A 23,456-nucleotide genomic window follows, 5' to 3' on the forward strand; every position below is an offset into this window, starting at 1 on the left:
CCCCGGCCGCGGGCGTGGGACGATCGCCGCATGACAGTCGTCCTGGCCATCAAGTGTCTCAACGGAATCGCGATGGCGTCGGACTCGCAGATCACCGATCCCGGCCGCGGAGTGAGCTACCCCGCCCAGAAGCTGCATCCGCTCGGCGGTCACGCGGCCTGGGGCGGTAGCGGCTCGCGCGCGGTGCTCTACGACGTGGAGCAGATCTTCACCGCCGAGGCCGAGGCCATCGTGGAGGCCCGGGAGGTCGGCCATGCCATCCAGGCCAGGGTCGTGCCCGTGCTCAAGCACCACTACGCGAACTTCATCGCCGAGGTCCCCGGCCAGGAGGCGGCAGGCACGCCCGCGACGTACGTGCTCGCCGCGGGCTATGCCGGCGACACCCCGTTCATCGTCGACCTCGATCCGAACGGCCTCATCGGCCACCACGAGACCACCGGCTTCCAGGCCGTGGGCAGCGGCGCACCGATGGCCCAGCAGGCGCATGCCCTGCTCGCGCACTTCCGGATGTCCGAGCGCGACGTCGACTACGGCATGGTCGCCGCGCTGCGGGTGCTCGACGCGCTGGACGCGTCGTCGCCGAGCGTCGGTGGCCCGATGGACCTCTGCCGCATCACCCCGGACGGCGCCGAACACCTGAGCCCGGACGAGGTGGACGACGTCCGGGCTCGGGTGCGGCGGTGGATCGGCCTCGAGCAGGAGGCTCTGGACGGGTTGTTCTCCTGACCGCGGTCAGCGCTGCAGGTGCTCGGCGAGGAACCGCTCGACGGCGTGGTAGAGATCGATCTGGTTGTCGGGATTGAGGAAGCCGTGGCCCTCGTCCTCCTTGACCATGTACTCCACGTCCACGCCCCGCGCCCGTAGCGCCTCGACGAGGTTGTCCGACTCGGCCTGCACCACCCGGGTGTCGTTGGCGCCCTGCACCACCAGCAGTGGCGTCCGGATCTTCTCCACGTAGGTGATCGGCGAGCGGGCCAGCATGTCCGCCTCCTGCTGCGGATCCGACGGGTTGCCCACGAACAGGTGCCAGTTGTTCGCGAGGAACGGCCGGGCGATGTTGGGCAGCGTCCGCATGAAGTTGGCGAGGCTCGAGATGCCGACGTAGTCGATGGCGGCGGCGAACACGTCCGGGGTGAACGTGACGCCCACCAGCGCGGCGTACCCGCCGTACGAGCCGCCGAAGATGGCGACGCGGTCGCGGTCGGCGTAGCCCCGGTCGACGGCCCAGTCGACGGCATCGATCAGGTCGTCGTGCATCTTGCCCGCGAACTCGCCGATGGCCGCCTTGACGAACGCCTTGCCGTATCCCGTGGATCCGCGAAAGTTGACCTGCAGCACCGCGTATCCGCGGTTGGCGAGCAACTGGACCTCGGGATGAAAGCCCCAGGCGTCCCTCGCCCAGGGGCCGCCGTGCACCAGCAGCACCATCGGCAGGCCGACGGGTTCGACGCCGACCGGCAGCGTCAGATACGAATGCAGGTCCAGACCGTCGCGGGAGGGGATGGTCACCGGCGTCATCGGCGCCATCGCCTCCGGGTCGAGGTGCGGGAACGGCCGGAACAGCTGCTGGCTCGCACCGGTCGAGTGGTCGTAGAGGTAGGTGACGCCGGGGTCGCGGTCGTGCACGAAGCTCACCACCCAGCGTCGCTCGCTCTCGTCGGACGAGATGGCGCCCAGGTCGCCGTCGGACAGCGCCTCGAGCTTTTCGAGCACCTCGGCGAAGTGCGGGTCCAGCGCGTGGATCACCTGACGTTCACGGGCATAACGGGCGCCGATCAACTCACCGGTCCGGCGGCTGAGGATCAGCGGCGAGGGCAGCCCGAGCTGGCCGCCCAGGTCGAAGGTCGGGTGACTGTCGACGACGGTCTCCTCGCCGGTCTCGACGTCCACCCGCACGAGCCGCACCTGGTCGCTGCCCTCGTTGGAGCCCAGCCAGATGCCGGTGCCGTCGGGCGTCATCTCGATCGGGTTGATGCCGAGCGGGTAGTCGGTGCCCTCGTAGACCGCGATGCTGCGCATCGTGCCCGAATCCTGTTGCCAGAGGAACAGTTCGACGTCACCGTCGGCGGTCAGCGACGACGTGTACAGCTGGCCGCTGCGGCCGGTGCGCCAGCCGACCACGTCGCCGGGGTTCTCGGCGAGCAGCGTCAGGTCGCCGGTCGCGATGTCGAGTTCGTAGACGTCGAGCAGTTCGGGGACGCGCCTGTTCATCTGCACGATGGCCTTGCCGGGCCGTGCGGCGGACGTCTCGAACATCGCCCGTATGCCGGGGAACGGCGTGAGATCCGTTGGGCTGGAGTCGGGATCGTCCAGGTCGATGCGGTAGACGTGCCAGTTCTCGTCGCCGCCGGCGTCCTGCATGTACAGCATCCAGCGCGGGTCGTCGGTCCACTCGAACATGTAGATGCTGCGGTTGGCGTCGGCGGTGACGCGCCGGGCGTCGGACCCGTCGTCGAGACCCTGGACCCAGACGTTGAGCCGGCCCTCGAACGGCGCCAGGAAGGCGATCCGGGTGCCGTCGGGCGAGATGGTGGCCGCGCCGCGGGTGGGCGGTGCGAAGAAGTCCTCGACGGAGATCTGTTCGGGTCGAGTCATGGTGTTCCCTTTCTGGAGGATGTGGGCATGCGGGTACGCCACACCTGCGCGTCATTCGAGATGTGGTGCGGATCTAGTGGGTGGTGACGGGACCCCCGAGTCGACCGTTGGTGGCGTCGCGGATGGCGCAGTCGATCAGCGCCAGCACCTCGCTCTGCGTGACCGTGCGGCCGTCGACGATGACGGCACGGCTGACGTCCTCGTCGATCACCCGAAACGCCCCCGTGACCGCCGCGGCGCACACGCGCACGGTGAGGTCGTCATCGGCCAGGTTCAGGCGCCGCGCGATGACGGGGATGAAGCCCTGTTCGAGTTCGTCGTGCACCATCAGGTAAGCGGTGCGCAGCGCCGGATCCGAGCGGGTCATGGTGGCGATCCGCAGGCCGCTCATCTCGTCGGCCACGTCCTCGGGGGGCAGGGGGTGGGCGGGGATGTCCTGTGCCAGGTGCTCGGCGAGGGACAGCTCTGGTGGCCACCGGTCGAGGACCTCGAGGAACCGCTGCGTCGACCTCGACAGCAGCGGCTCCACGCAACTCTCCTTCGATCGGAAGTAACGCCAGATGGTGCGAGTGGAAAGCCCTGCGGCGGAGGCGATGTCGTCCCCACTGGTGCCGGCGACGCCGTTCTCCCAGAACAGCCGGCAGGCATGCCGGGAGACGGCGAGTCGCGCCTGCGCCTGTCGGGTGTCGATGACGACCCTCCCCTCGATTGGTGTCACTTAGTGACAATACCACTGTGTCACTAAGTGACACGCCCCGTCAACCGGCGTCCATCGGATAACGGTTCGGCTGCCGTGTGGTTGCGGCGCGCGTCGGGGGTCGGAGCGCTCGGCCGAGGCCCCGTAGGTTCACCAGGTGCACCGTCGGACTGCCCTCAAACTCCCGCTACTCGTGGCAGCGGGCGCGGCACTGACCCGTGTGCCCATCGCCTCGGCGGCAGCGGCGACCCGATGGTCGCCCGAGCGCGCGAACACCTGGTATCAGGCGCAGGGGTGGCTGGTCGGCGCCAACTACGTCCCGGTGACGGCGAGCAACCAGATCGAGATGTGGCAGCCGGGCACGTACGACCCGCGGCGCATCGACGGCGAGCTGCAGGTGGCGCGCCAGGTGGGGATGAACACCGTGCGGGTGTTCCTGCACGACCAGCTCTGGGCGCAGGACCGCGCCGGATTCCTGCGCCGCATCCAGCAATTCACGACGATCGCCGCCAACCGTGGCATCAAGCCGCTGTTCGTGTTCTTCGATTCGTGCTGGGACCCGCATCCCAAGCTCGGCCCGCAGCGCGCGCCGACGCCGGGCGTGCACAACTCCGGCTGGGTGCAGAGTCCGGGCGCCGACCTGATCGACGATCCCGCCTACCTGCCGGTGTTGCGCGACTACGTGACCGGTGTCATCGGCGCCTTCCGCGGCGACAGCCGCATCCTCGGCTGGGACCTGTGGAACGAGCCGGACAACCCCGCCAAGCAGTACCGCAAGGTCGAACGCGCGGACAAGCAACAGGTCGTGGGCACGTTGCTGCCCCAGGTCTTCGAGTGGGCCAGGTCCGTCGACCCGGTGCAGCCGCTCACCAGCGGCGTCTGGCAGGGCACGTGGAAGGACGCCGGCAAGCGCAGTGCCATCGCGTCGTTCCAGCTGGACAACTCCGACGTCATCACGTTCCACAGCTATGGCACACCGGACGAATTCGACGCCCGCATCGACGAACTCGCGCCGCTCGGCCGTCCGATGATCTGCACCGAGTACCTGGCCCGAGCGGAGGGCAGCACCGTCGAGGGCATCCTCCCGGTCGCCAAGAAGCGGGGCGTCGGCGTCTACAACTGGGGTCTGATCGCGGGCCGCACGCAGACCTACCTGCCGTGGGACTCGTGGGACAACCCCTACGACGGGCCGCCGAAGACCTGGTTCCACGACCTCATCCAGCCGGACGGACGCGCGTACCGCCCCAGCGAGATCCAGACGATCCAGAAGATGACCGCGGCGGTGCCGCCGGCCTGAAACTAGCCGGCCGGTGCGTCGAGGTGCTTGGACCACCCCGACGCGCACCGCAGCGCGCACGCCGCCGCCACCACGGCGACCGCGGTCAGCATCACCGGGTAACTGACGTAGCGGGCCAGGGCCGCCAGTGCCGCCGGGAGCAGGAACCCGACGTAGGCCAGCGAGTAGTAGACGCCGGAGATGCCCGCGAGTTCGTTGGGCTCGGCGATGCGCTGGATCTCGAGAAGCCCTGACACGATGGCGATCCCGTACCCGCTGCCGAGCAGCATCGCGACGAGCACCGCCACTCCCGGCGACCGGGTGAGCGCGGTGGCCACGGCGGTGAGGATGCCCACCGTCATCAGGATCATCGACACCACCACTGCGCGGGCGCTCGACGCGTCGTCCAGGCGACGGGCGATCGGTTGCACCAGCACGCCGCACGCCAGCGTCAGCACGGTCAGCCCGGCGGTGTAGAGCAGCGCCCAGTCGCCGAGTTCGTCGGCCACCAGCGCCGGCACGATGGCGTAGGCGATGGCCGCCGAGCCGAAGATCCACGGCGCCATGGGAACGACGACGTGGGTGAAGCGGCGGTGTGCGGCGGCGGGCACCTCGAGGCCCTGCAGCAGGCTGCGCGTCGACCCCTCGGTCCGGGTCTCGACGGTGCGGGTGAGCACCGCCCACAGCGCCGGCACGCACAGCGCGGCGTGCACGACGTAGGTGAGCACCAGCGGGAGCGGGGCGAAGGCGGCGAGGATGCCCGCGCACAGTGGTCCGGCGCCGAGGCCGAGGGACAGACAGATGGACGCGCGGCGCGCACCGGCGCCGGGGGCGGCGTCGTCGAACGGGGGCCGGGACAGCTCGGCGATCCAGGCCGACCCGACGGCCATCGCGATGCCGACGGCCAGACCGCTCAGCAGTCGTCCGCCGAAGAGCGCGGCGAAGCCGGCCACGTCGCCGACCGCGAGGGTCAGGCTGCCGATCGCCGACGCGACCACCCCGATCGCCATGATGGGGCGACGACCGTGCCTGTCGGACAGCGTGGATGCGATCAGCAGGCCGGGGACCAGCCCCAGCACGTACGCGCCGAGGAGGACGTCGACGTCGATGCGCGAGTACCCCGCGTCGTGCGCGTAGGCGATCAGCAGTGGGGTGAACTCGTTACCGCCCCAGCCGATGCAGAAGGCGGCGAACGCGACGGCCAGCCAGGCCCGCGTCGTGCGGGTGGTGGTGACGGCGGAGTGCACGATGCTGGTCATCCGATCGTCACCCGGTAGGTCGCCTCCAGATGGAGGACGAGGGCGGCCTCGAACCGGGCGAGGTCGCGCGCCCCGATGGCGGCGGCCAGTTCGTCGTGCTCGTCGATCAGTGCGGCCAGACGCGTCGACTCCGAGCGTGCGGCGTCGGCCATCATCCGGCGCTGCCGCTCGCTGATCGAGCAGTAGAACCGGTGCCCGATGGCGTTCCCCGCGACCTCGACGATGCGGCGGTGGAAGGCGTCGTCGGCGGCCGCGAAACCGTGCACGTCACCGGCGGAGGCGTCCTCGCGCTGCCGCGCGATCAGCTCGGTCAGCTCGCCGAAGAGCGCGTCGACGGCCTCGGCGGACCGGCAGAGCCGCCGCACCGCGGACGTCTCCAGCGCGAGTCGCATCTCGAGGACGTCGGTGGCGTCGTGGGCCGAGATCGGGACGACGACGGCGCCGCGCCGGGGGAGCAGTTCGAGGAGGTCCTCGGCGGCCAGGCGGAGGAACGCCTCGTGGACGGGGGTACGGCTGACACCCAGCGCAGCGGCCATCTCGACCTCACTGAGCAACTGGCCACCGCGGACGCCACCGGACAGGATCTGGTCCTTGGCGATCTCGTAGGCGCGTTGGGCGCTCGACGTCTGCGGCTGGGTCACGCATCGACGCTAACACTCATGCATGCATGGTTGCATGCAAGTTTGCCGTGCCGTCGATCACAACTCCCAGGGACGTCCCAGCTGGGTATGATTGACTCTACCCAGAGTGGCGGAGAACGCGGCGGCGTGCGGAATGATGGCGGCAGCGGGTTCTCGACACTCAGGGCCACGCGACGAGAGGGACATCCGATGACCGACGTGCACGACGACGTCCGCACCGACCAGGCCGGCGCCCGCGCCGCGCAGCTCAGCGACACCGACCCGCAGTTCCGGGCCGCGACGCCGGATCAGGCCGTCATGGACGCCGCCCGCGCGCCGGGTCTGCGGCTGGCCGGCGTCCTCGAGACCCTCACCCGCGGGTATGCCGACCGTCCCGCGCTGGGGCGGCGGAAGACGGCGGTGGTGCGCGATCCCGAGACCGGCCGGGCGGAGCGTCGGCTGCTGCCCGAGTTCGAGACCACGACCTACGGCGAGGTGTGGTCGGACGTCCAGGCGGTCGCCGCGGCGTGGACCGCGGAGGACGCGGTGCGCCCCGGCGACTTCGTGGCGACCATCGGCTTCGCCAGCGCCGACTACCTGACCCTCGACATCGCCACCGGCTATCTCGGCCTGGTGGCCGTTCCGCTGCAACACAATTCGTCGGCGGCACGTCTGCTGCCCATCCTGCTCGAGGCGGCGCCGCGGGTGCTCGCCGTCAGCGCCGACTACCTCGACCTCGCGGCTGAGGCGACCTACGGCACCTCGTCGATCCGCCGTCTCGTCGTGTTCGACTTCGACGGGGCGGTGGACGACCACCGCGAGGCGCTCGCGCGCGCCCGGGTCCGGCTGACCGACGAGGCCGTCACCATCGAGACCCTCGCCGACGTGATCGACCGCGGGCGCGGTCTGTCGACTCCGCCGCCGTTCGCGGCCGGCTCCGACGACCGGCTCGCCATGATCCTCTACACCTCCGGCAGCACCGGTCTGCCCAAGGGCGCCATGTGGACCGAGCGCATGCTCCGCACCCTGTGGACCATCGAGTTCGTCGAGGACGGCGACCTGCCGGTCCTCAACGTCAACTTCATGCCGCTCAACCACCTCGGCGGCCGCATCCCGCTGTCGGCGTCGTTCCAGACCGGTGGAACGAGCTACTTCGTGCCCGAGAGCGATCTGTCGACGCTGTTCGAGGACCTCAGCCTGGTCCGCCCGACGCAGCTGGCCCTGGTCCCGCGCGTCGTCGACATGCTCTTCCAGCGCTACCAGACCCGGGTCGACCGGCTGGTCGCCGACGGCGCCGCCCCCGACGACGCAGAACTGACGGCCAAGCGCGAGATCCGCGAGGACCTCGTCGGAGGCCGCGTCCTCGGTGGCTTCACCAGTACCGCACCGTTGGCCGCGGAGATGAAGGCGTTCGTCGAGTCGTGCCTCGACATCCACCTCGTCGACGCCTACGGACTGACCGAGGTCGGCGGCGTCATGCGCGACGGCGTCATCGGACGACCGCCCGTCATCGACTACAAGCTGATCGACGTCCCCGAGCTGGGGTACTTCACCACCGACCGCCCGCACCCGCGTGGCGAACTGCTCGTCAAGACGCTGACCGCCACGCCGGGGTACTACAAGCGGCCCGAGGTCACCGCCGAGGTCTTCGACGCCGACGGGTACTACCGCACCGGCGACGTCATGGCCGAGATCGCGCCGGACCACCTGGTCTACGTCGACCGCCGCAACAACGTCCTCAAGCTGGCGCAGGGCGAGTTCGTGGCCGTCGCGAATCTCGAGGCGATCTACGCCGGCGCGCCGCTGGTGCGTCAGATCTTCGTGTACGGCAACAGTGAACGCTCGTCGCTGCTCGCCGTCGTCGTCCCGACGGAGGACGCGCTGGCCCGGTTCGCGGGCGACGGGGACGGGCTGGTGTCCGCGCTGCGCGAGGCGCTGCAGGCCACGGCTCGCACCGCCGAACTGCAGTCCTACGAGGTGCCCGGAGACTTCCTCGTCGAGACCGAACCGTTCAGCACCGACAACGGGCTGCTGTCCGGTGTCGGAAAGCTGTTGCGCCCCAGACTCAAGGAGCACTACGGCGAACGGCTGGAGGCGCTCTACGCCCAGCTGGCCGAGGCGCGCACCGACGAACTGCGGGCGCTGCGCGAGGCCGCGGCGCACCAGCCGGTCCTCGACACGGTGGTGCAGGCCGCGCAGGCGCTGCTCGGATTGCCCGGTGCCGCACCGGAATCCGATGCACGCTTCATCGACCTCGGCGGCGACTCCCTCTCGGCGCTGACGTTCTCGAACCTGCTCGGCGACGTGTTTGGCGTCGAGGTGCCCGTCGGCGTGATCATCTCGTCGTCGGCGGACCTCGGGTCGCTGGCCGGCTACGTGGAGGCCGAACGGGCCTCCGGCGGCACCCGTCCCACCGCGGTCAGCGTGCACGGCGCCGACGCGACCGAGATCGCCGCCGCCGACCTGGTGCTGTCCAAGTTCATCGACGAGTCGACGCTCAAGGCCGCCGCGTACCTGCCGCCGGCCACCGACCGCGCCGAGACGGTGCTGCTGACCGGAGCCAACGGCTACCTCGGCAGGTTCCTGGCGCTCGAGTGGCTGCGGCGCCTGTCCCGCACCGGCGGCCGGCTGATCACCCTGGTGCGCGGCTCCGATCCGGACGCCGCCTACCGCCGGCTGGAGGCGGCGTTCGACACCGGCGACGCGGCGCTGCTTGCGGAGTTCCGCGACCTCGCGGGACGGCACCTCGACGTGGTGCCGGGTGACATCGGCGAACCCAACCTCGGCCTCGACGACCCGACGTGGCGCCGGTTGTCGCGCGACGTCGACGTGGTGGTGCACCCGGCGGCGCTGGTCAACCACGTCCTGCCCTACGGACAGATGTTCGGCCCCAACGTCGTCGGCACCGCCGAGGTGATCCGACTGGCGATCAGCGGACGCATCAAGCCCGTCACCTACCTGTCGACGGTGGCCGTCGCGATGGGTGTGCCGGACTTCGTGGAGGACGGCGACATCCGCGTGACCAGCCCGCGCCGCCCGCTCGACGGCGGCTACGCGAACGGCTACGCGAACAGCAAGTGGGCTGGCGAGGTGCTGCTCCGCGAGGCGCACGACCTGTGCGGTCTGCCGGTCAGCGTGTTCCGGTCGGACATGATCCTCGCGCACACCGGGTTCGCCGGACAGGTCAACGTGCCGGACGCGTTCACCCGATTGGTCATCAGCCTGCTGGCGACCGGCATCGCGCCGCGCAGCTTCTACGCCGACGACGGCTCCGGTGAGCGGCCGCGCGCGCACTACGACGGCCTGCCCGCCGACTTCGTCGCCGAGGCCATCACGACGCTCGGCGCCGGTTCTGCGCCCGCCGACGGGTTCCGGTCCTACGACGTGATGAACCCGCACGACGACGGGGTGTCGCTCGACGTCTTCGTCGACTGGCTCGTCGAGGACGGCGCCGAGATCACCCGCATCGACGACCACGCCGAGTGGTTCGCGCGGTTCGAGGCGGCGCTGCGGGGGCTGCCCGAGCAGCAGCGGCAGCGGTCGGCACTGGTCCTGCTCGACGCCTACCGGGCACCCGAGCAGCCACTGCGCGGCGCCGTGGCGCCCACCGAGGTGTTCCGCGAGGCGGTGCGCGCCGCGAAGGTGGGCCCGGCACAGGACATCCCGCACCTGGACCGGGAGCTGATCCGCAAGTACGTCGCGGATCTGCGCGCGCTCGGCCTGGTGTGAGTCAGGCGGCGCGCTCGAGGTCGAGCAGCGCCGTCTTCGCCTCCGCACCGCCGACGTACCCGCCGAGGCTGCCGTCGCTGCGCAGCACGCGGTGGCACGGTACGACGACCGGCAGCGGGTTGGTGGCGCACGCGCTGCCGACGGCACGCACCGCTGCCGGGTTGCCGACCGCCCGCGCGACGTCGCCGTAGCTGGCGGTGTGCCCGTAGGCGATGTCGGGCAGCGCCAACTGCACCGTCCTGCGGAAGCCGGCCGACAGCGCGTGGTCGAGCGGCAGGTCGAAGGTCCGCCGCGTCCCGTCGAAGTACTCGCCCAACTGCCGGGCGGCCTCGTCGAGCCGGGCGGGTGCCCGCAGGATCCGCGGACTGACCTTCTCGGCCACCACGGCGAGGACGGCGTCGAAGTCCTCCCGCGCGTAGGCGACCCGCACCAGGCCCGCCTCGGTCGCGACGAGCAGCAGGGTGCCCACGGGCGTGCCCACCTCCCGGTAGGCGACGTCGAGCAGGCCGTCGCGCCCGGCGGCCGCGACGACGCGGTCGTGCAGGGCGTCGAGGGAACGCGCGTCGACGGGGAAGAGGTCGGTGTCGATCACGGGGTGTGCTCCGTCCGGTCGGTGAGGGATCTGCGCAGCGCGGTGATGCCGTCGGCCGCCGCACGCCGGACGGCTGCGGCGCTCCCGCCGATCACCTCGGCGGTCTCGGTGTGCGGGAGCCCGCCGAGGTAGTGGTAGGCGACCGCGAGCCGCTGGCGCTCCGGCAGCAGCGCGACCGCCCGCCACAGGTCGTGGTCGGGGCTGTCGGGGACGACGCCGCGGTCCGGCAGGTCGGCGCTCGGCACGGCGTGCCGCGTCCGGGCGCGGGTGACGTCGATCGCCTTGCGCTGTGCGACCCGGACCAGCCACGCCTCGACGTTGGTGTCGTCGGCGAGGTCGGGCCACTGCCGCAGGGCAGCGAGGAACGTCTCGGAGTACGCGTCCTCGGCATCGGGCCCGGGTCCGAGCACCGCGCGGCAGACGCGGAGCACCGTGGCGCCGTGGTCCTGCATCGCCCGCTCGAACGGAATCGTCGTCATCACCCCGTAGACGCGCGGCCGGTCCCAAGTGTGAGGTCGGGGCGGGCGAAGCAGCGGCGGTACTCGCTCGGCGTCGTGTGCATCGCCCGCGTGAAGTGGTGCCGGAAGGTGACCGGCGACTCGAAGCCCACCCGGGCGGCCACCTGCTCGATCGACAGCGGCGACGACTCCAGCAGCGCCAGGCTGGCGGTGATCCGCTGCTCGATCAGCCACTTGACCGGCGTGGTGCCGGTGGCCTTGGCGAACTGCCGCAGGTACGTCCGCCGCGACATCGCCGAGCGTTCGGCCATCTGGTCGAGCGTGATCGGGATGTCGAGGTTGGCCAGTGCCCAGGCCGTGCTCGCCGCGATCCTGCCGTCGGCTGCGGGTTCGGGCACCGGGCTCTCGATGAACTGGGCCTGCCCGCCCGCCCGGTGCGGCGACACCACCAGCCGCCGCGCCACCTCGTTGGCGATCCGGGTGCCACGGTCGCATCGCACGATGTGCAGGCAAAGGTCCAATCCCGCAGCACATCCCGCGCTGGTGAGCACGTCACCGCCGTCGACGTAGAGGGGTGTCGGGTCGACGTCGATCTCGGGGTGACGGATCCGCAGCAGGTCGGCGTACAGCCAGTGCGTCGTGGCCTGCCGGCCGTCGAGGACGCCCGCGGCCGCCAGCGCGAAGGCCCCCGAGCAGATCGACACCAGCCTCGCACCCCGGCCGTGGGCCTCGCGGAGGGCCTCGATCAGAGCGGGCGACGCCGGGTCGGCCACGTCCCGCACGCTGGGGATGATCACCGTGTCGGCGGACGCCAGTTCGGACAGTCCGTGCGGGGTGCGCAACGTCGCGCCGCCGATCATGCGCAGTTCGTCGCGTTCGGCGCACAACCGCATCGAGTACCACGGTCGGGCGATGCCGGTGGCGAACCTCTCCGACAGTTCCGTGAGCCCGAATATCTCGGCGGCGAGCCCGGATTCGAAGCCGGACATCCCGTCGTAGGCGAGTATCGCCACCGAATGCATGGCACTATCTTAGCGAAGGATGGCATTGGGGCCACTTTCTTGGTGCGTGCCGGACGACGACGATCGAATGATGTTGCATCAGAGATCAACTCGTCTGCACCGGCTCGCGCGTCGGCCCATCATCCGAATGCTGGTCCGGGCTGCCGTAGGCGTGCACGAGGCCAATGGGATCGCCCACGGCGTCCGGCCGCGGGGCGTCTCGCCCGCTCGCGGCAGTGTGTCGATGCGCTAACGATTCGGCGCGGTGACTCGCGCAATACCGCGATCCGTGGTGTCGTGGAAGTCGATGTCTCATTCCGTGTTTCGACTCTCCCTGGCCGCCGCGGCGGGTGCCGCACTGGTCGTGGTCGGCCTGCCCACCGCATCGGCCGCGCCCGAGACCGACGACCGGGGTTACGTGGACTCGACGGCGAGCTGTCCGTCTCCGTCGGTGGTGGTGGAGTTCGGCAGCACCGACTCCTCGCGCGTGGCCATCTGCACGAATGACGGCGAGTACCAGTACCGCGGCGTGCGGGTCCGTGACGGCGCGAAGGTGATCCTCGACGCCGAGAAGACCGACAGCGGTGCGTTCGTCGCCGAGAACGACGGCATCGAGTACGAGGTCGCCGCCAAGTCGCTGATCATCAGCAGCGGTTCGACGGTGATCCGCGAAGAGCCGTGGATCGACTTCCACACTCCGGGCTCGAGCACCGGCTCGGGCTCGGGCACGTCGACCGGAACCTCTCAGACGCCCACCAAGACCACGCCGCTGCCTCCTCCGCTGCCCGCTGAGCGCGGCGGCGGCAGCTGACCCTCAGGGCGGTGGCGTGCCCTCGTCCCGGTCCTCGTGCGCCGGGTCGAACCGGACGCTGACGCGCTGAAAGCCCTTAACCCGCTCCGCCTTTGCCTTGCGCGCATAGGTCTTGCGGTCCGCCCGGGTGAGGTCCACGTCGTCCGTGAACGGCGTCATCAACGCGCGCGGATGCAGCCGGTCGACCTTGACCGCGTTGATCTCGGCGCACATCACCAGGCTGATCGACACCAGGTAGAGGAACGCCAGCAGGCCGAGGACGAGTGCGAACACGCTGTTGGTGGCGCTCGCGTTCCTGGTGACGTGGGAGACGTAGCCGGCGCCGAACGACTGGAGCAGCTGCCAGATGACGGCTGCGGTCAATGCACCCGGCAGCACCTGGCGGTAGGTCAGGTGACGCGCGGTGGTCACGCGGAACGCGATCAGGCAGATGACGGCGTTGATGGCGACGGCACCGACGATGACGCCGGCCTTGCCAAACCACCCGAGCGACTCCGTCGCGCGCCCGACGGCGGACAGGGCGGTCGCTGCGAACGCGGCCGTGCCGAGGACCACCAGCAGCAGCAGGCTGCGCAGCCGCGATCGGATCGGATCGCGCCGGTTGTTGCGCGGCACCGCCCACACCGTGTCCATCGCGTTCTGCACCGCCTGCCCGACGCCGAGGCCGCCGTATACCGCGCCGGCGATGCCGACGACGACGGCGATCGTCCCGCCGCTCAGCTGTTCGGGACTCTCGAGCTGGCTGCCGATCACCGGGAACTGCGTGAGCGCGGACTGCAGGACCTGCTGCTGCAGGTCGGGGTGCCCGGCGAGGACGACGCCGAGCGTGGTCGTCAACAGCAGGAGCAGGGGGAACAGCGACACGAACGCGTAGTAGGTGATCAGCGCCGCGAGGTAGCCGCCCTGGTCGTCGATGTACTTGTAGATCACCCCGATGGCGAAGCCGACGCCGCGGCGTCGCTTCTGCAGTTCGTCCAGCCTGGCCACCATCCGGCGACACTCCACTCGGGTCGGGGACGGCGGCCTACCCGGTCCGTCCGCGCGAAGATACCCGGCAGACGCCCAGCTCAACCCGCCGACACAGGGGTCAGTGCGCCTTCTTCCTACCGAACGGCAGTACGTGCACGACCGCGACGACGATGGCACCGACCACCAGGCCGAGGACCGCGGAGACGCCCGTGTTGACCAGCCAGCCCAGCACGGCGCCGACGCCGTCGACGGCGTGGTGCACCGCTTCCTCCCAGCCGTGGACCAGGCCGTACGGTGCGTGCAGACCGAGGGCGTCGGACTGCACGAGCAGGATGTGGCCGCCGACCCAGAGCATCGCGACGGTGCCGACAGCCGACAGCGTCGCCAGCACCTTCGGCATTGCCGAGACCATGCCGCGGCCGAGCTTCTGCGCGAACGTCGATGAGCGCTGCGCCAGGTTGAGCCCGACGTCGTCCATCTTGACGATCATCGCGACCACCCCGTAGACGGCGGCGGTGATCACGATGGCCACGACGATCAGGATGATCAGCCGCGACCAGAATGCCTGGTCGGCGACCTCGTCGAGCGCGATGACCATGATCTCGGCGGACAGGATGAAGTCGGTGCGGATGGCGCTCGACGTCATGGTCTTCTCGGCGTCCTCGCCGACTGCCGCAGTAGGGGTGGCGTGCGCCTCGTGGCCGCGGATCCGGCCCCAGACCTTCTCCGCGCCCTCGTAGCAGAGGTACGTCGCGCCGATCATCAGGATGACCGGCAGCAGCCACGGCGCGAACTGGCTGAGCAGCAGTGCCGCGGGGAGGATGAACAGCAGCTTGTTGCGCAGCGAGCCGATCGCGATCCGCTTGATCATCGGCAGTTCGCGGTCGGCGGTGATGCCCTGGACGTACTGCGGCGTGACCGCGGTGTCGTCGATGACGACGCCCGCCGCCTTGGCCGTCGCGCGGCCTGCCGCGGCACCGATGTCGTCGACGGAGGCCGCCGCCAGCCTGGCCAGCGCCGCGACGTCGTCCAGTAGCCCGAAGAGACCCGCACTCATGGCCCGAAGGCTACCCGTACAGCGGACTCTCAGACGTGCCGAGCGCACCCGGGATCGGGGTCGTCTCAGAGCCCGATCAGCGTCTCGAGCCAGCCGCGGGCGAAGTAGACGACGAATCCGGCCGTCACGATCCACAGCAGCGGGCTGATCTCGCGGACCTTGCCGGTCGCGGACCGCGTCACCACCCAGGCGATGAAGCCGATCCCGATGCCGTTGGCGATCGAGTAGGTGAACGGCATCGCGGCGACGGTGAGGACGACCGGCATGGCGACCGAGAATTCGGAGACGTCGATGTGCCGCAGCTGCGACACCATCATCACGCCGACGACGACCAGCGCGGCGGCGGCCACCTCGGTCGGCACGATCGAGGCGAGCGGCGAGATGAACATCGCGGCCAGGAACAGCACGCCGGTGACCACGTTGGCCAGGCCGGTGCGGGCGCCCTCCTCGACGCCGGCGCCGGACTCGATGAAGACGGTGTTCGACGACGCCGAGGTGGCGCCGCCGACGGCCGCGCCCGCGCCCTCCACGATCAGCGACGCCTTCAGTCGCGGGAAGTTGCCCTTCTCGTCCGACAGGCCGGCCTCGCGGGACAGCCCGGTCAGCGTGCCCATGGCGTCGAAGAAGTTCGCGAACACCAGCGTGAAGACCAGCATCACCGCGGCGAGCACGCCGATGCGGCCGAAGCTGTCGAGGGTGAACGCGCCGACGAGGGACAGGTCGGGCAGCGCGAACGGCGAGCCCGACAGCGTCGGCACCGACAGGCTCCACCCGCCGGGCTTGTCGACCGCCGAGCCCAGGTGCCAGATGGCCTCGATGACGACGGCGACCACGGTGCCCGTGACGAGGCCGATCAGGATGCCGCCGCGTACCCGCCGCACCACCAGCACGCCGGTCAGCAGCAGCGTGAACACGAACACCAGGACGGGCACGGTGCTGATCGACCCGGCGCCACCGCTGCCCAGTCCGACGGGCGGGGACGGCACTCCGGTGGCACCGACGAAGCCCGCGTCGACCAGACCGATGAAGAGGATGAACAATCCGATGCCCGCGGTGATCGCGAGCTTCAGTTCCATCGGCACGGCGTCGAACACCATGCGGCGCAGGCCCGTCGCCGCGAGGATTACGATGATGACGCCGTTGATCACCACCAGGCCCATCGCCTCGGGCCAGGTGACCGAGCCGACGACCGTCGTGGCGAGGAACGAGTTGATGCCGAGGCCCGCCGCGAACGCGAAGGGCAGCCGCGCGACGACGCCGAACAGGATCGTCATGACACCCGCCGCCAGCGACGTGGTGGCCGAGACCTGGGCGAAGTCGAGCCGGTTGCCGGCCACGTCCTCCGAGCTGGACAGGATGATCGGGTTCAGCACGATGATGTACGCCATCGCGATGAACGTCACCAGGCCACCGCGGATCTCGGTGGTGATGGTCGACTGCCGCGCGGTGATCTCGAAGAAGCGGTCGAGACGGCTCACGGATTTCTTCTCCTCCACGCCGACGACCCTAGAGTCGCGCGCCGATTTCTTCTCTCCTTTGCCGGGCCGGGTCTCGCCGACGGCGATGGCATCCTGGTGAGGTGGGTGTCATCATTCGTCTGGTCGAGGTGCTGCTGCTCCTCGTCCCCGTCGGCCTGGCCGTGTTCTACGCGGTGCGGTCGCTGAACCTCGGCGGCCGGCGCGGCGAGCCCGAACTCGAGCCGGCCGACGAGGTGCCGGCGCCCCGGCCGGCGGCTCAGACCCGCGGCGACCAGCCGCTGCAGTGGCGCACCATCACCCGCACGGTGGAGGAGCACGCGCGCACCGATGCCCGTTGGCTCGAGTACGAACTGGACGCGGCGAAGCTGCTCGACTACCCCCTGATGACCGACGTCGGCGACGAACGCGTGATGCGGTTCCACAGGGCGAAGCTGCGCGCCGACGTGCTGCGCCCGGACCGGGCCGAGGACCTGCTCGACGACCGCGAGTCGGCCGACGCGTACCTGACCGCCGTCGAGGACTACGTGACCGCCTTCAACGCCGCCGAGTCCGAGGCGATGCGGTTGCGGCGCAGCGACTTCTCCCAGGACGCGCAGCAGCGGCTGGCGCGGGCGCAGAGCCTGCTACGGGTTGCGCAGGATTCGTCGGCGACGGTGCGGGAGCGCGCCCAGTCCCTCGATCTCGCCGACAGGGAACTCGACGGCCTGCTGGTGCTGCCGCCGTCGACGCGGTCCGGGATCGAACGCGGGATCGCCGGCGAGATCGGCCCCGGACACCCGGCATAGGATTCGTGGCATGCCCGAGACCGAGCGCGGCGCGGCGTCGGTGACCTTCCCGACGGCCCGCAGCACGAGTGACTTCGCGACGAACCTCGAGCGGGTCCGCGCCCGCATCGACGCCGCACTCGACCGGGCCGGCCGTCCCCGCGGCGACGTCCAGCTGCTGCCCGTGTCGAAGACGGTGTCCGAGGACCGCCTGCGCAACGCGGTCGCTGCCGGATGCACCGTGCTCGGCGAGAACAAGGTGCAGGAGGCCAAGCGCAAGTGGCAGGAACTGTCCGACCTCGACGTGTCGTGGTCGGTGATCGGTCACCTGCAGACCAACAAGGCGAAGGACGTCGCCGAGTTCGCCGCCGAGTTCCAAGGCCTGGACAGCGTCAAGGCCGCCGAGGCACTCGACCGTCGGTTGCAGGCCCTCGGCCGGTCCCTCGACGTCTACGCCCAGGTCAACACCTCGGGTGAGGACTCGAAGTACGGTCTGCCGCCCGACGAGGTGATCCCGTTCCTGCGCGCGCTGCCGTCGTATGGCGCGCTGCGCGTGCGCGGGCTGATGACGATCGCCCTGTTCAGCGACGACGTCGAACGCATCCGCCCGTGCTTCACGCTGTTGCGCACGCTGCGCGACGAGGCCCGCGACCTCGACCTGGTCGGCGACGGCGGGCTGTCCATGGGCATGTCGGGCGACTTCGAGACCGCCATCGAGGAGGGCGCCACGTGCGTGCGGGTGGGCCAGGCGATCTTCGGCGCGCGGGCCACGCCGGACGAGCAGTACTGGCCGTCGGGGGGCTCAGCCGCCGATCAGTCGTGACGCCTCCAGGCGTTCGCGCGCGTCGTCGGGGATCGGTGTCGGGCCGTCGTCGCCGAGGGCGACCAGCACGGTGTCGCACAGGCTGACGCACTGTTCGCCGACGAACAGCGCGGTCGACGCGACGTAGGACGTCCGCCCGATCGAGCCGACGCCGACCGCGGTCAGGATGCGCGCCGGCCAGTGCGCCTCGTGCAGGTAGTGGATGACGCTCGTCGCGGTCACCAGGCGCAACCGCCGGGTCGCCAGGTCATACACGGCGGGGAACACCGACGCGTTGAACGTCGCGCGGGTGTTCTCGTGCAGCGAGCCCAGCGCGAGGTTGTTCAGGTGACCGTTGGCGTCCACGTCGCCGTAGCGGGCGTCGATCGCGCCGGTCACCGGATAGGTCGCCACCTCGAGGCGGGCCGGGTGGGGACGCGGTGTGGTGCCGACCAGACTCATCCGGCAAGCGTAGGACCCGACGGCCGCGGCCACACCCGCGAACGCTTCCGGCGCATTCGCGGGTCACTGCTGACTTTGCCAGGTTAAGATCGCCGCGTGGGGTGGCGGCCAGGGGAGTGGACGACTTTATCGCGCGGCGACATGTGGCCGGGCGTGGCGACGCCTACCCTGATGACCCGCACCGGCGGGTCGTGCTTCCTGCTCGGAGGGCTGCTGGTCACGGTGATGACCACGCTCGCGCCGACGAGCTTCACCAATGCGGACGTGCAGTACGCCAACGCCGCGCTCGCCGTGCTCGTCGGTGTCATCGCGTTGCTGTGGAGTGAGCGGCTGCGGTTGTGGCAACTGCACCTGCTGGTGGGCACGGCGACGGTGCAGACCACGGTCTCGGTCTACGAGTCGGCCAACCAGTCCGTGGCGGTGTCGTTCGCGACGCTGTACGTGTTCATCGCGATCGTCGCGTTCTTCGTGTCGTGGCTCGCCGCGGCCCTGCACCTCGCGTTCGCGGTCACGTGCTGCTTCACCGCGATGGCGCTCTCGCCCGCCGTGCCCTGGTGGGCGGGTGTGGTCGCATCCGGCAGCACGGTGGCGATCGGCATCGTGATCGCGATCCTCGGCCGGATGGTGTTCAACGCCGAACTCGACGACGTCACCGGTCTGCTGAACCGACGCGGCTTCGACCGTCTGCTCGGCGTCACCGTGGGCCGTTCCCAGGCAGGCGGTCCCCGGCCCGCGGTGATCTTCCTGTCCGTCGACGGGTTCGGGATGATCCAGGAGGAGTTCGGCGGCCGCGCGGGCGACGAGGTGCTGCAGCACACCGTCGCGTCCTGGCGCGGGGTCCTCGAACCGGAGCACACGCTGGCCAGACGCGGTGTCGACGAGTTCACCGTGCTCCTACCGAATTCAACTGAGCAGCAGGCGATCTCGGTGACACACCGGATGCGCGACGCCGTGGCGCGGGGCTGCTCGGCCGGCGTCACGGCGTGGCAGCCCGGTGAGTCGGCGGCGTCGGTGCTCGCCCGTGCCGACACCGCGCTGCGGCGGGCGCGGCGCAGCGGACGCAACCGGACGATGCTCGAGTCGGCGAATCTTCCGTCCACGGCGGCGGAGCTGCGCGACGCGCTGGCCGCCGACGCCGTCGACGTGCGGTACCAGCCCATCGTCGCGCTCGGCGACGGTGGCGTCGTGGCCGTCGAGGCGCTTCTGCGGTGGCATCCCGCCTCGCAGCCCGACCTGCCGACGTGCGAGGTGGTCCGGGTCGCGGAGGAGAACAACCTCATCGGCGCACTCGACCACTACGTCCTGCGTCGCGCCTGCCTGGACGCGGTCTGGATGCGGCAGCGCTCGGGTGGGTCCGGTTTCACGTTGAGCGTCAACGTGTCCGGTCTCGAGCTGGTGCAGAAGGGTTATGCGGCAGGAGTATTCGATACGCTGACCGAGACCGGCTGGCCGGCCGACCGACTGGTGCTCGAGGTCACCGAGAGCGTGGTGGACGTCGATCGGCCGTCGTCGCTCGCGACGCTCGCCGAACTCCGTGACGGCGGCGTGCGGATCGCGATCGACGACTTCGGCACCGGCTACTCGTCGCTCGGCAGACTGCAGGCGCTGCCCAGCGACTTCCTCAAGCTCGACGGGTCCTTCGTCGCGGCGGTGACGCCCGGGGCGGGTGATCCGCCGCCGCTACTGAAGGCCGTCGCCGCCCTCGCGCAGGCGCTGCACCTGCCGGTCATCGCGGAGGGCGTGGAGACGCCGCATCAGCGGTCGCTGCTCGAGCGTCTGGGCATCGAGATGGCGCAGGGGTACTACTTCGGCCGCCCGCAGACGCCTCGGGATCTGGTCGAGGTCGCCTTCCCCGCGGGCGCGGAGACCGACGCGATCGACACGGGCGTCCGGCGGCGCTGAGTTGCCCTAGCATCGCGGGCGTGGCGCTCGACGCGGAACAGCTGGCGGCGCTCGCCGCCGTCGTCGAGACGGGCTCATTCGACGGCGCGGCCGCCACGCTGCACGTGACCCCGTCGGCGGTGAGCCAGCGCATCAAGGCACTCGAGCAGCGGGTGGGCCAGGTCCTGGTGCGGCGCGAGCGACCGTGCACGGCCACCCCCGCGGGGATCCCGCTGCTGCGGTTGGCGGCGCAGACTGCGCTGCTCGAGGCCGAGGCGCTGGCAGAGGTCGGCGGCGACGGCGGCGCCGCACCGCGGGTCGCCCTCGCGGTCAACGCGGACTCGATGGCCACCTGGTTCGTGGCCACCTTCGCCCGGCTGGACGGGATGCTGTTGGACCTGCGCATCGAGGATCAGGACCACTCGGCTCGGCTGCTCCGCGAAGGTGTCGCGCTGGGCGCGGTGACCACCGAGCGCACGCCCGTGCCCGGCTGCCGCGTGCACCCGCTGGGGGTGATGCGGTACGTCGCGACGGCGTCGGCGGCGTTCGTCGAGCGGTACTTTCCCGACGGCTTCACCGCGCGCACGGCCGCCGTCGCGCCGCACGTCTCCTGGAACCGCGACGATGCGCTCCAGCAGATGTTCCTGCGGCGCGCGTTCCGTCGGCCCGTCGATCCGCCCACCCACTACGTCCCCACCGCGGAGGGCTTCGGCGCCGCCGTGCGCGGCGGCCTCGGCTGGGGCATGTTCCCCGAGTCGCTGGCGGCCTCGGACCCGGCGCTGAACCCGATCTCGACGGTGCATCTGGACGTGCCGCTGTACTGGCAGTGCTGGAAACTCGACAGCCCGCTGATCACGCGGATCACCGCCGCGGTACGTGACGCAGCCGCGCTTTCGCTGCGTCCGTAGCGCTCGTCACCTTCCGCGCATTGTGAGCCGGATCGCAGACTGTGGCAACCGCGCTCTGGTACCGTGAGTGAACACTCGTACACCGAATACGCGGTGTACGGCTACGACCGGAAGAGGTCAGGCCCGTGGAGACAGCGCTGAATAGAGGCGGCGAGAAGCGCCGCCAGCTGAGATCCGTGGCCACCCGCCGACGCATTCTCGACTCGGCCATCGGACTGTTCGCCCGGCAGGGCTTCTGCCACACCGGGACCAGCGAGATCATCGCGCAGTCCGGCATGACGGGTGGCGCGTTCTACCACCACTTCGACGACAAGGACTCGGTCGCGGAGGCGATCCTCGTCGAGACCAACACCAAGGTGCACCAGACCTTCACCTCCGCCGACACCGGTGGTCCCGCGCTCGAGGCGGTCATCCGCGGCACCTTCGCCGTCGCCTACCTCCACGTCAACGACGCGGGCGCCCGCGTCAGCTCGCAGCTGATGCACACCGTCGGCCGAGCCACGGGCCACGCGAGCAAGCACTTCGAGGCCTGGTCCGACATGCTCGGCGCGCAACTCCTGCGGGGACAGGCGCAGGGCGACGTGCGGCCCGACGTCGAACCCGAGGTCGTCGGCCGATCGATCGCCAGCGCGTCCTACGGCGCCTGGGCCGTTGCCAGCCTCGGCGGCGAGCAGTCCGACATCGTGGCCCGCCTCGCCGGCGTGTGGGATCTGATGCTGCCCGGCATCGTCACGTCCGAGGTCGCGCAGTACTTCCGCGACTACCTCAGACGACAGAGCCGCCAGCCGGCGTAAACCCGACTGGCGGCCCGTTGGTCGTGCTGGGTGAACGGGCGTATCAGCCCGCCACCCCGTAGCGGCTACGCCGCGCGAGTGTCCTGCAGCTCCCGCATCGCGGTCCGCAGTCCGCGGCGACGGCCCGTCTCCGGGTCCACCTGACCGAGTCGGAGCTGACGCGCCTGCGCGAACTTCCGCTCCGAGTTGGTCTCCGGAGCATTGTCGGTCGTCCCCTTCAGGAAGCGGTCCGGCAGCGCCAGCTTGGCGATCGTGACGAACGACTGCTTGTACTGCCGCAGGATCGGACCCGTCGTGTAGGGCAGGTCGTACTTCTCGCACAGTGCACGCACCCGGACCGCGATCTCGGCGTAGCGGTTGCTGGGCAGATCGGGGAACATGTGGTGCTCGATCTGGTAGCAGAGGTTGCCGCTCATGAACGCCATCACCGGGCCGGCGTTGAAGTTGGCCGAGCCGAGCATCTGGCGCAGGTACCACTCGGCCTGCGTCTCGTTCTCGAACTCCTCCTGGGTGAACTTCTCCGCACCGTCGGGGAAGTGGCCGCAGAAGATCACCATGTACGACCAGTAGTTGCGGATCAGGTTCGCCACCGCGTTCGCACCGAGCGTGTGCTTCCAGCCCGGTCCGGCGAGCGCGGGGAAGACGACGTAGTCCTTGCCGACCTGCTTGGCGACCTTCTTGCCGATGATCTTCAGGTCCTTGCGGACCTCGGCCATGGACTTCTCGCCCTTGCGCCACTTGGTGGTCTCGACGCCGTGCAGTGCCACGCCCCACTCGAACAGCGTGCCGAGCAGGATGTTGTAGATCGGGTTGCCGATCATCCACTTCTCCCAGCGCTGGTCGCGCGTGAGACGCATGATGCCGTAGCCGATGTCGTCGTCCAGGCCGACGATGTTGGTGTACTTGTGATGGATGAAGTTGTGCGACTTCTTCCAGTGCTCCGTGGGAGAGGTGGTGTCCCATTCCCATTCGGTGGAGTGGATCTCGGGGTCGTTCATCCAGTCCCACTGACCGTGGGTGATGTTGTGGCCCAGTTCCATGTTCTCGATGATCTTGCCGGTGCCGAGCATCGCGGTGCCCAGCGTCCAGGCCCACTTGTTGCGGCTCGCCATGAGGACGACGCGGCTGCCGACCACGAGGCCGCGCTGCAGCTGGATGGCCCGGCGGATGTAGCGGGCGTCGCGCTCGCCGCGTGACTCCTCGATGTCGGCTCGGATCTGGTCGAGTTCGCGTCCCAGTTCCTCGACGTCTTCTGCGGAGAGGTGGGTGTACTGCTTGATGTCGCTGATGGCCATGTCGTCGC

At 70.2% G+C, this 23,456-nt stretch carries 21 protein-coding genes; 9 read left to right on the plus strand and 12 right to left on the minus strand.

All coding sequences use genetic code 11. From position 1 onward, the window contains the following. Positions 1-30 precede the first annotated feature (30 nt). Complete coding sequence (locus AC1MEY_RS25685) at positions 31-726, plus strand: proteasome protein (RefSeq protein WP_480228160.1); 696 nt, start codon at positions 31-33, stop codon at positions 724-726. 6 nt (positions 727-732) lie between these two features. Here the strand turns inward: AC1MEY_RS25685 and AC1MEY_RS25690 are convergent, their stop codons facing one another. After that, on the minus strand, positions 733-2,595 hold the full coding sequence (locus AC1MEY_RS25690; RefSeq protein WP_480228161.1) for a S9 family peptidase: 1,863 nt from the start codon (positions 2,593-2,595) through the stop codon (positions 733-735). Positions 2,596-2,668: 73 nt separating this feature from the next. Then, positions 2,669-3,313, minus strand: coding sequence for a TetR/AcrR family transcriptional regulator (locus AC1MEY_RS25695; protein WP_480228162.1), 645 nt, complete (start codon positions 3,311-3,313; stop codon positions 2,669-2,671). Between the two features lie 136 nt (positions 3,314-3,449). Between AC1MEY_RS25695 and AC1MEY_RS25700 the strand changes: the two genes are divergently transcribed. Further along, the gene (locus AC1MEY_RS25700) at positions 3,450-4,589 is read left to right on the plus strand and encodes a glycoside hydrolase 5 family protein (protein WP_480228163.1); all 1,140 of its coding nucleotides are present in this window, start codon (positions 3,450-3,452) and stop codon (positions 4,587-4,589) included. Positions 4,590-4,591: 2 nt separating this feature from the next. On the opposite strand, the gene AC1MEY_RS25705 is transcribed toward AC1MEY_RS25700, so the two are convergent. Then, a complete protein-coding gene (locus tag AC1MEY_RS25705) occupies positions 4,592-5,827 on the minus strand; it encodes an MFS transporter (RefSeq protein WP_480228164.1) in 1,236 nt (411 codons plus the stop codon). Next, positions 5,824-6,468, minus strand: a complete 645-nt coding sequence (locus AC1MEY_RS25710) for a GntR family transcriptional regulator (RefSeq protein ID WP_480228165.1) — start codon at positions 6,466-6,468, stop codon at positions 5,824-5,826. The genes AC1MEY_RS25705 and AC1MEY_RS25710 overlap by 4 nt, the downstream gene beginning before the upstream one ends. A 189-nt stretch (positions 6,469-6,657) precedes the next feature. Here AC1MEY_RS25710 and car point away from each other — a divergent pair, with 189 nt between their 5' ends. Continuing rightward, positions 6,658-10,176, plus strand: a complete 3,519-nt coding sequence (gene car / locus AC1MEY_RS25715) for a carboxylic acid reductase (protein WP_480228166.1) — start codon at positions 6,658-6,660, stop codon at positions 10,174-10,176. Between the two features lies 1 nt (position 10,177). Here the strand turns inward: car and AC1MEY_RS25720 are convergent, their stop codons facing one another. From AC1MEY_RS25720 to AC1MEY_RS25730, 3 genes are read right to left on the minus strand one after another with little or no spacing between them, the layout of a single operon-like run. Further along, positions 10,178-10,765: a methylated-DNA--[protein]-cysteine S-methyltransferase gene (locus AC1MEY_RS25720; RefSeq protein WP_480231674.1), complete on the minus strand. Its 588-nt coding sequence runs from the start codon at positions 10,763-10,765 to the stop codon at positions 10,178-10,180. After that, entirely contained in the window at positions 10,765-11,247 is a 483-nt protein-coding gene (locus AC1MEY_RS25725) for an RNA polymerase sigma factor (RefSeq protein ID WP_480228167.1), read from the minus strand. Before AC1MEY_RS25725 ends, AC1MEY_RS25720 begins: the two co-directional genes overlap by 1 nt. Beyond that, positions 11,247-12,248, minus strand: a complete 1,002-nt coding sequence (locus AC1MEY_RS25730) for a helix-turn-helix domain-containing protein (RefSeq protein WP_480228168.1) — start codon at positions 12,246-12,248, stop codon at positions 11,247-11,249. The genes AC1MEY_RS25725 and AC1MEY_RS25730 overlap by 1 nt, the downstream gene beginning before the upstream one ends. 286 nt (positions 12,249-12,534) lie before the next feature. Here AC1MEY_RS25730 and AC1MEY_RS25735 point away from each other — a divergent pair, with 286 nt between their 5' ends. Continuing rightward, complete coding sequence (locus AC1MEY_RS25735) at positions 12,535-13,038, plus strand: hypothetical protein (protein WP_480228169.1); 504 nt, start codon at positions 12,535-12,537, stop codon at positions 13,036-13,038. A gap of 3 nt (positions 13,039-13,041) precedes the next feature. Here the strand turns inward: AC1MEY_RS25735 and AC1MEY_RS25740 are convergent, their stop codons facing one another. The 3 genes from AC1MEY_RS25740 to AC1MEY_RS25750 form a co-directional block, all read right to left on the minus strand. Further along, on the minus strand, positions 13,042-14,028 hold the full coding sequence (locus AC1MEY_RS25740) for a YihY/virulence factor BrkB family protein (RefSeq protein WP_480228170.1): 987 nt from the start codon (positions 14,026-14,028) through the stop codon (positions 13,042-13,044). A 97-nt stretch (positions 14,029-14,125) separates the two neighbouring features. Then, the gene (locus tag AC1MEY_RS25745; protein ID WP_480228171.1) at positions 14,126-15,064 is read right to left on the minus strand and encodes a DUF808 domain-containing protein; all 939 of its coding nucleotides are present in this window, start codon (positions 15,062-15,064) and stop codon (positions 14,126-14,128) included. 65 nt (positions 15,065-15,129) lie between these two features. Further along, positions 15,130-16,542 carry an NCS2 family permease gene (locus AC1MEY_RS25750; protein WP_480228172.1) on the minus strand — a complete coding sequence of 471 codons (1,413 nt, stop codon included), beginning with the start codon at positions 16,540-16,542 and terminating at the stop codon, positions 15,130-15,132. A 101-nt stretch (positions 16,543-16,643) separates the two neighbouring features. Between AC1MEY_RS25750 and AC1MEY_RS25755 the strand changes: the two genes are divergently transcribed. Further along, positions 16,644-17,327: a hypothetical protein gene (locus tag AC1MEY_RS25755; RefSeq protein WP_480228173.1), complete on the plus strand. Its 684-nt coding sequence runs from the start codon at positions 16,644-16,646 to the stop codon at positions 17,325-17,327. A 10-nt stretch (positions 17,328-17,337) separates the two neighbouring features. After that, on the plus strand, positions 17,338-18,129 hold the full coding sequence (locus AC1MEY_RS25760; RefSeq protein ID WP_480228174.1) for a YggS family pyridoxal phosphate-dependent enzyme: 792 nt from the start codon (positions 17,338-17,340) through the stop codon (positions 18,127-18,129). Here AC1MEY_RS25760 and AC1MEY_RS25765 read toward each other — a convergent pair. Continuing rightward, positions 18,109-18,570, minus strand: a complete 462-nt coding sequence (locus tag AC1MEY_RS25765; RefSeq protein WP_480228175.1) for an acyl-CoA thioesterase — start codon at positions 18,568-18,570, stop codon at positions 18,109-18,111. The genes AC1MEY_RS25760 and AC1MEY_RS25765 overlap by 21 nt on opposite strands. A 153-nt stretch (positions 18,571-18,723) precedes the next feature. Here AC1MEY_RS25765 and AC1MEY_RS25770 point away from each other — a divergent pair, with 153 nt between their 5' ends. The 3 genes from AC1MEY_RS25770 (at position 18,724) to AC1MEY_RS25780 (ending at position 22,153) form a co-directional block, all read left to right on the plus strand. Then, positions 18,724-20,472 (plus strand): putative bifunctional diguanylate cyclase/phosphodiesterase, encoded by a 1,749-nt coding sequence (locus tag AC1MEY_RS25770; RefSeq protein ID WP_480228176.1) that lies wholly within the window; start codon positions 18,724-18,726, stop codon positions 20,470-20,472. Between the two features lie 20 nt (positions 20,473-20,492). Then, entirely contained in the window at positions 20,493-21,359 is an 867-nt protein-coding gene (locus AC1MEY_RS25775; protein WP_480228177.1) for a LysR family transcriptional regulator ArgP, read from the plus strand. 125 nt (positions 21,360-21,484) lie between these two features. Beyond that, positions 21,485-22,153 carry a TetR family transcriptional regulator gene (locus AC1MEY_RS25780; RefSeq protein WP_480228178.1) on the plus strand — a complete coding sequence of 223 codons (669 nt, stop codon included), beginning with the start codon at positions 21,485-21,487 and terminating at the stop codon, positions 22,151-22,153. Between the two features lie 65 nt (positions 22,154-22,218). Here the strand turns inward: AC1MEY_RS25780 and AC1MEY_RS25785 are convergent, their stop codons facing one another. Continuing rightward, on the minus strand, positions 22,219-23,448 hold the full coding sequence (locus tag AC1MEY_RS25785; protein WP_480228179.1) for a fatty acid desaturase family protein: 1,230 nt from the start codon (positions 23,446-23,448) through the stop codon (positions 22,219-22,221). Between the last annotated feature and the right edge of the window lie 8 nt (positions 23,449-23,456).

This window comes from Mycobacterium sp. PTI7, from assembly GCF_056679845.1.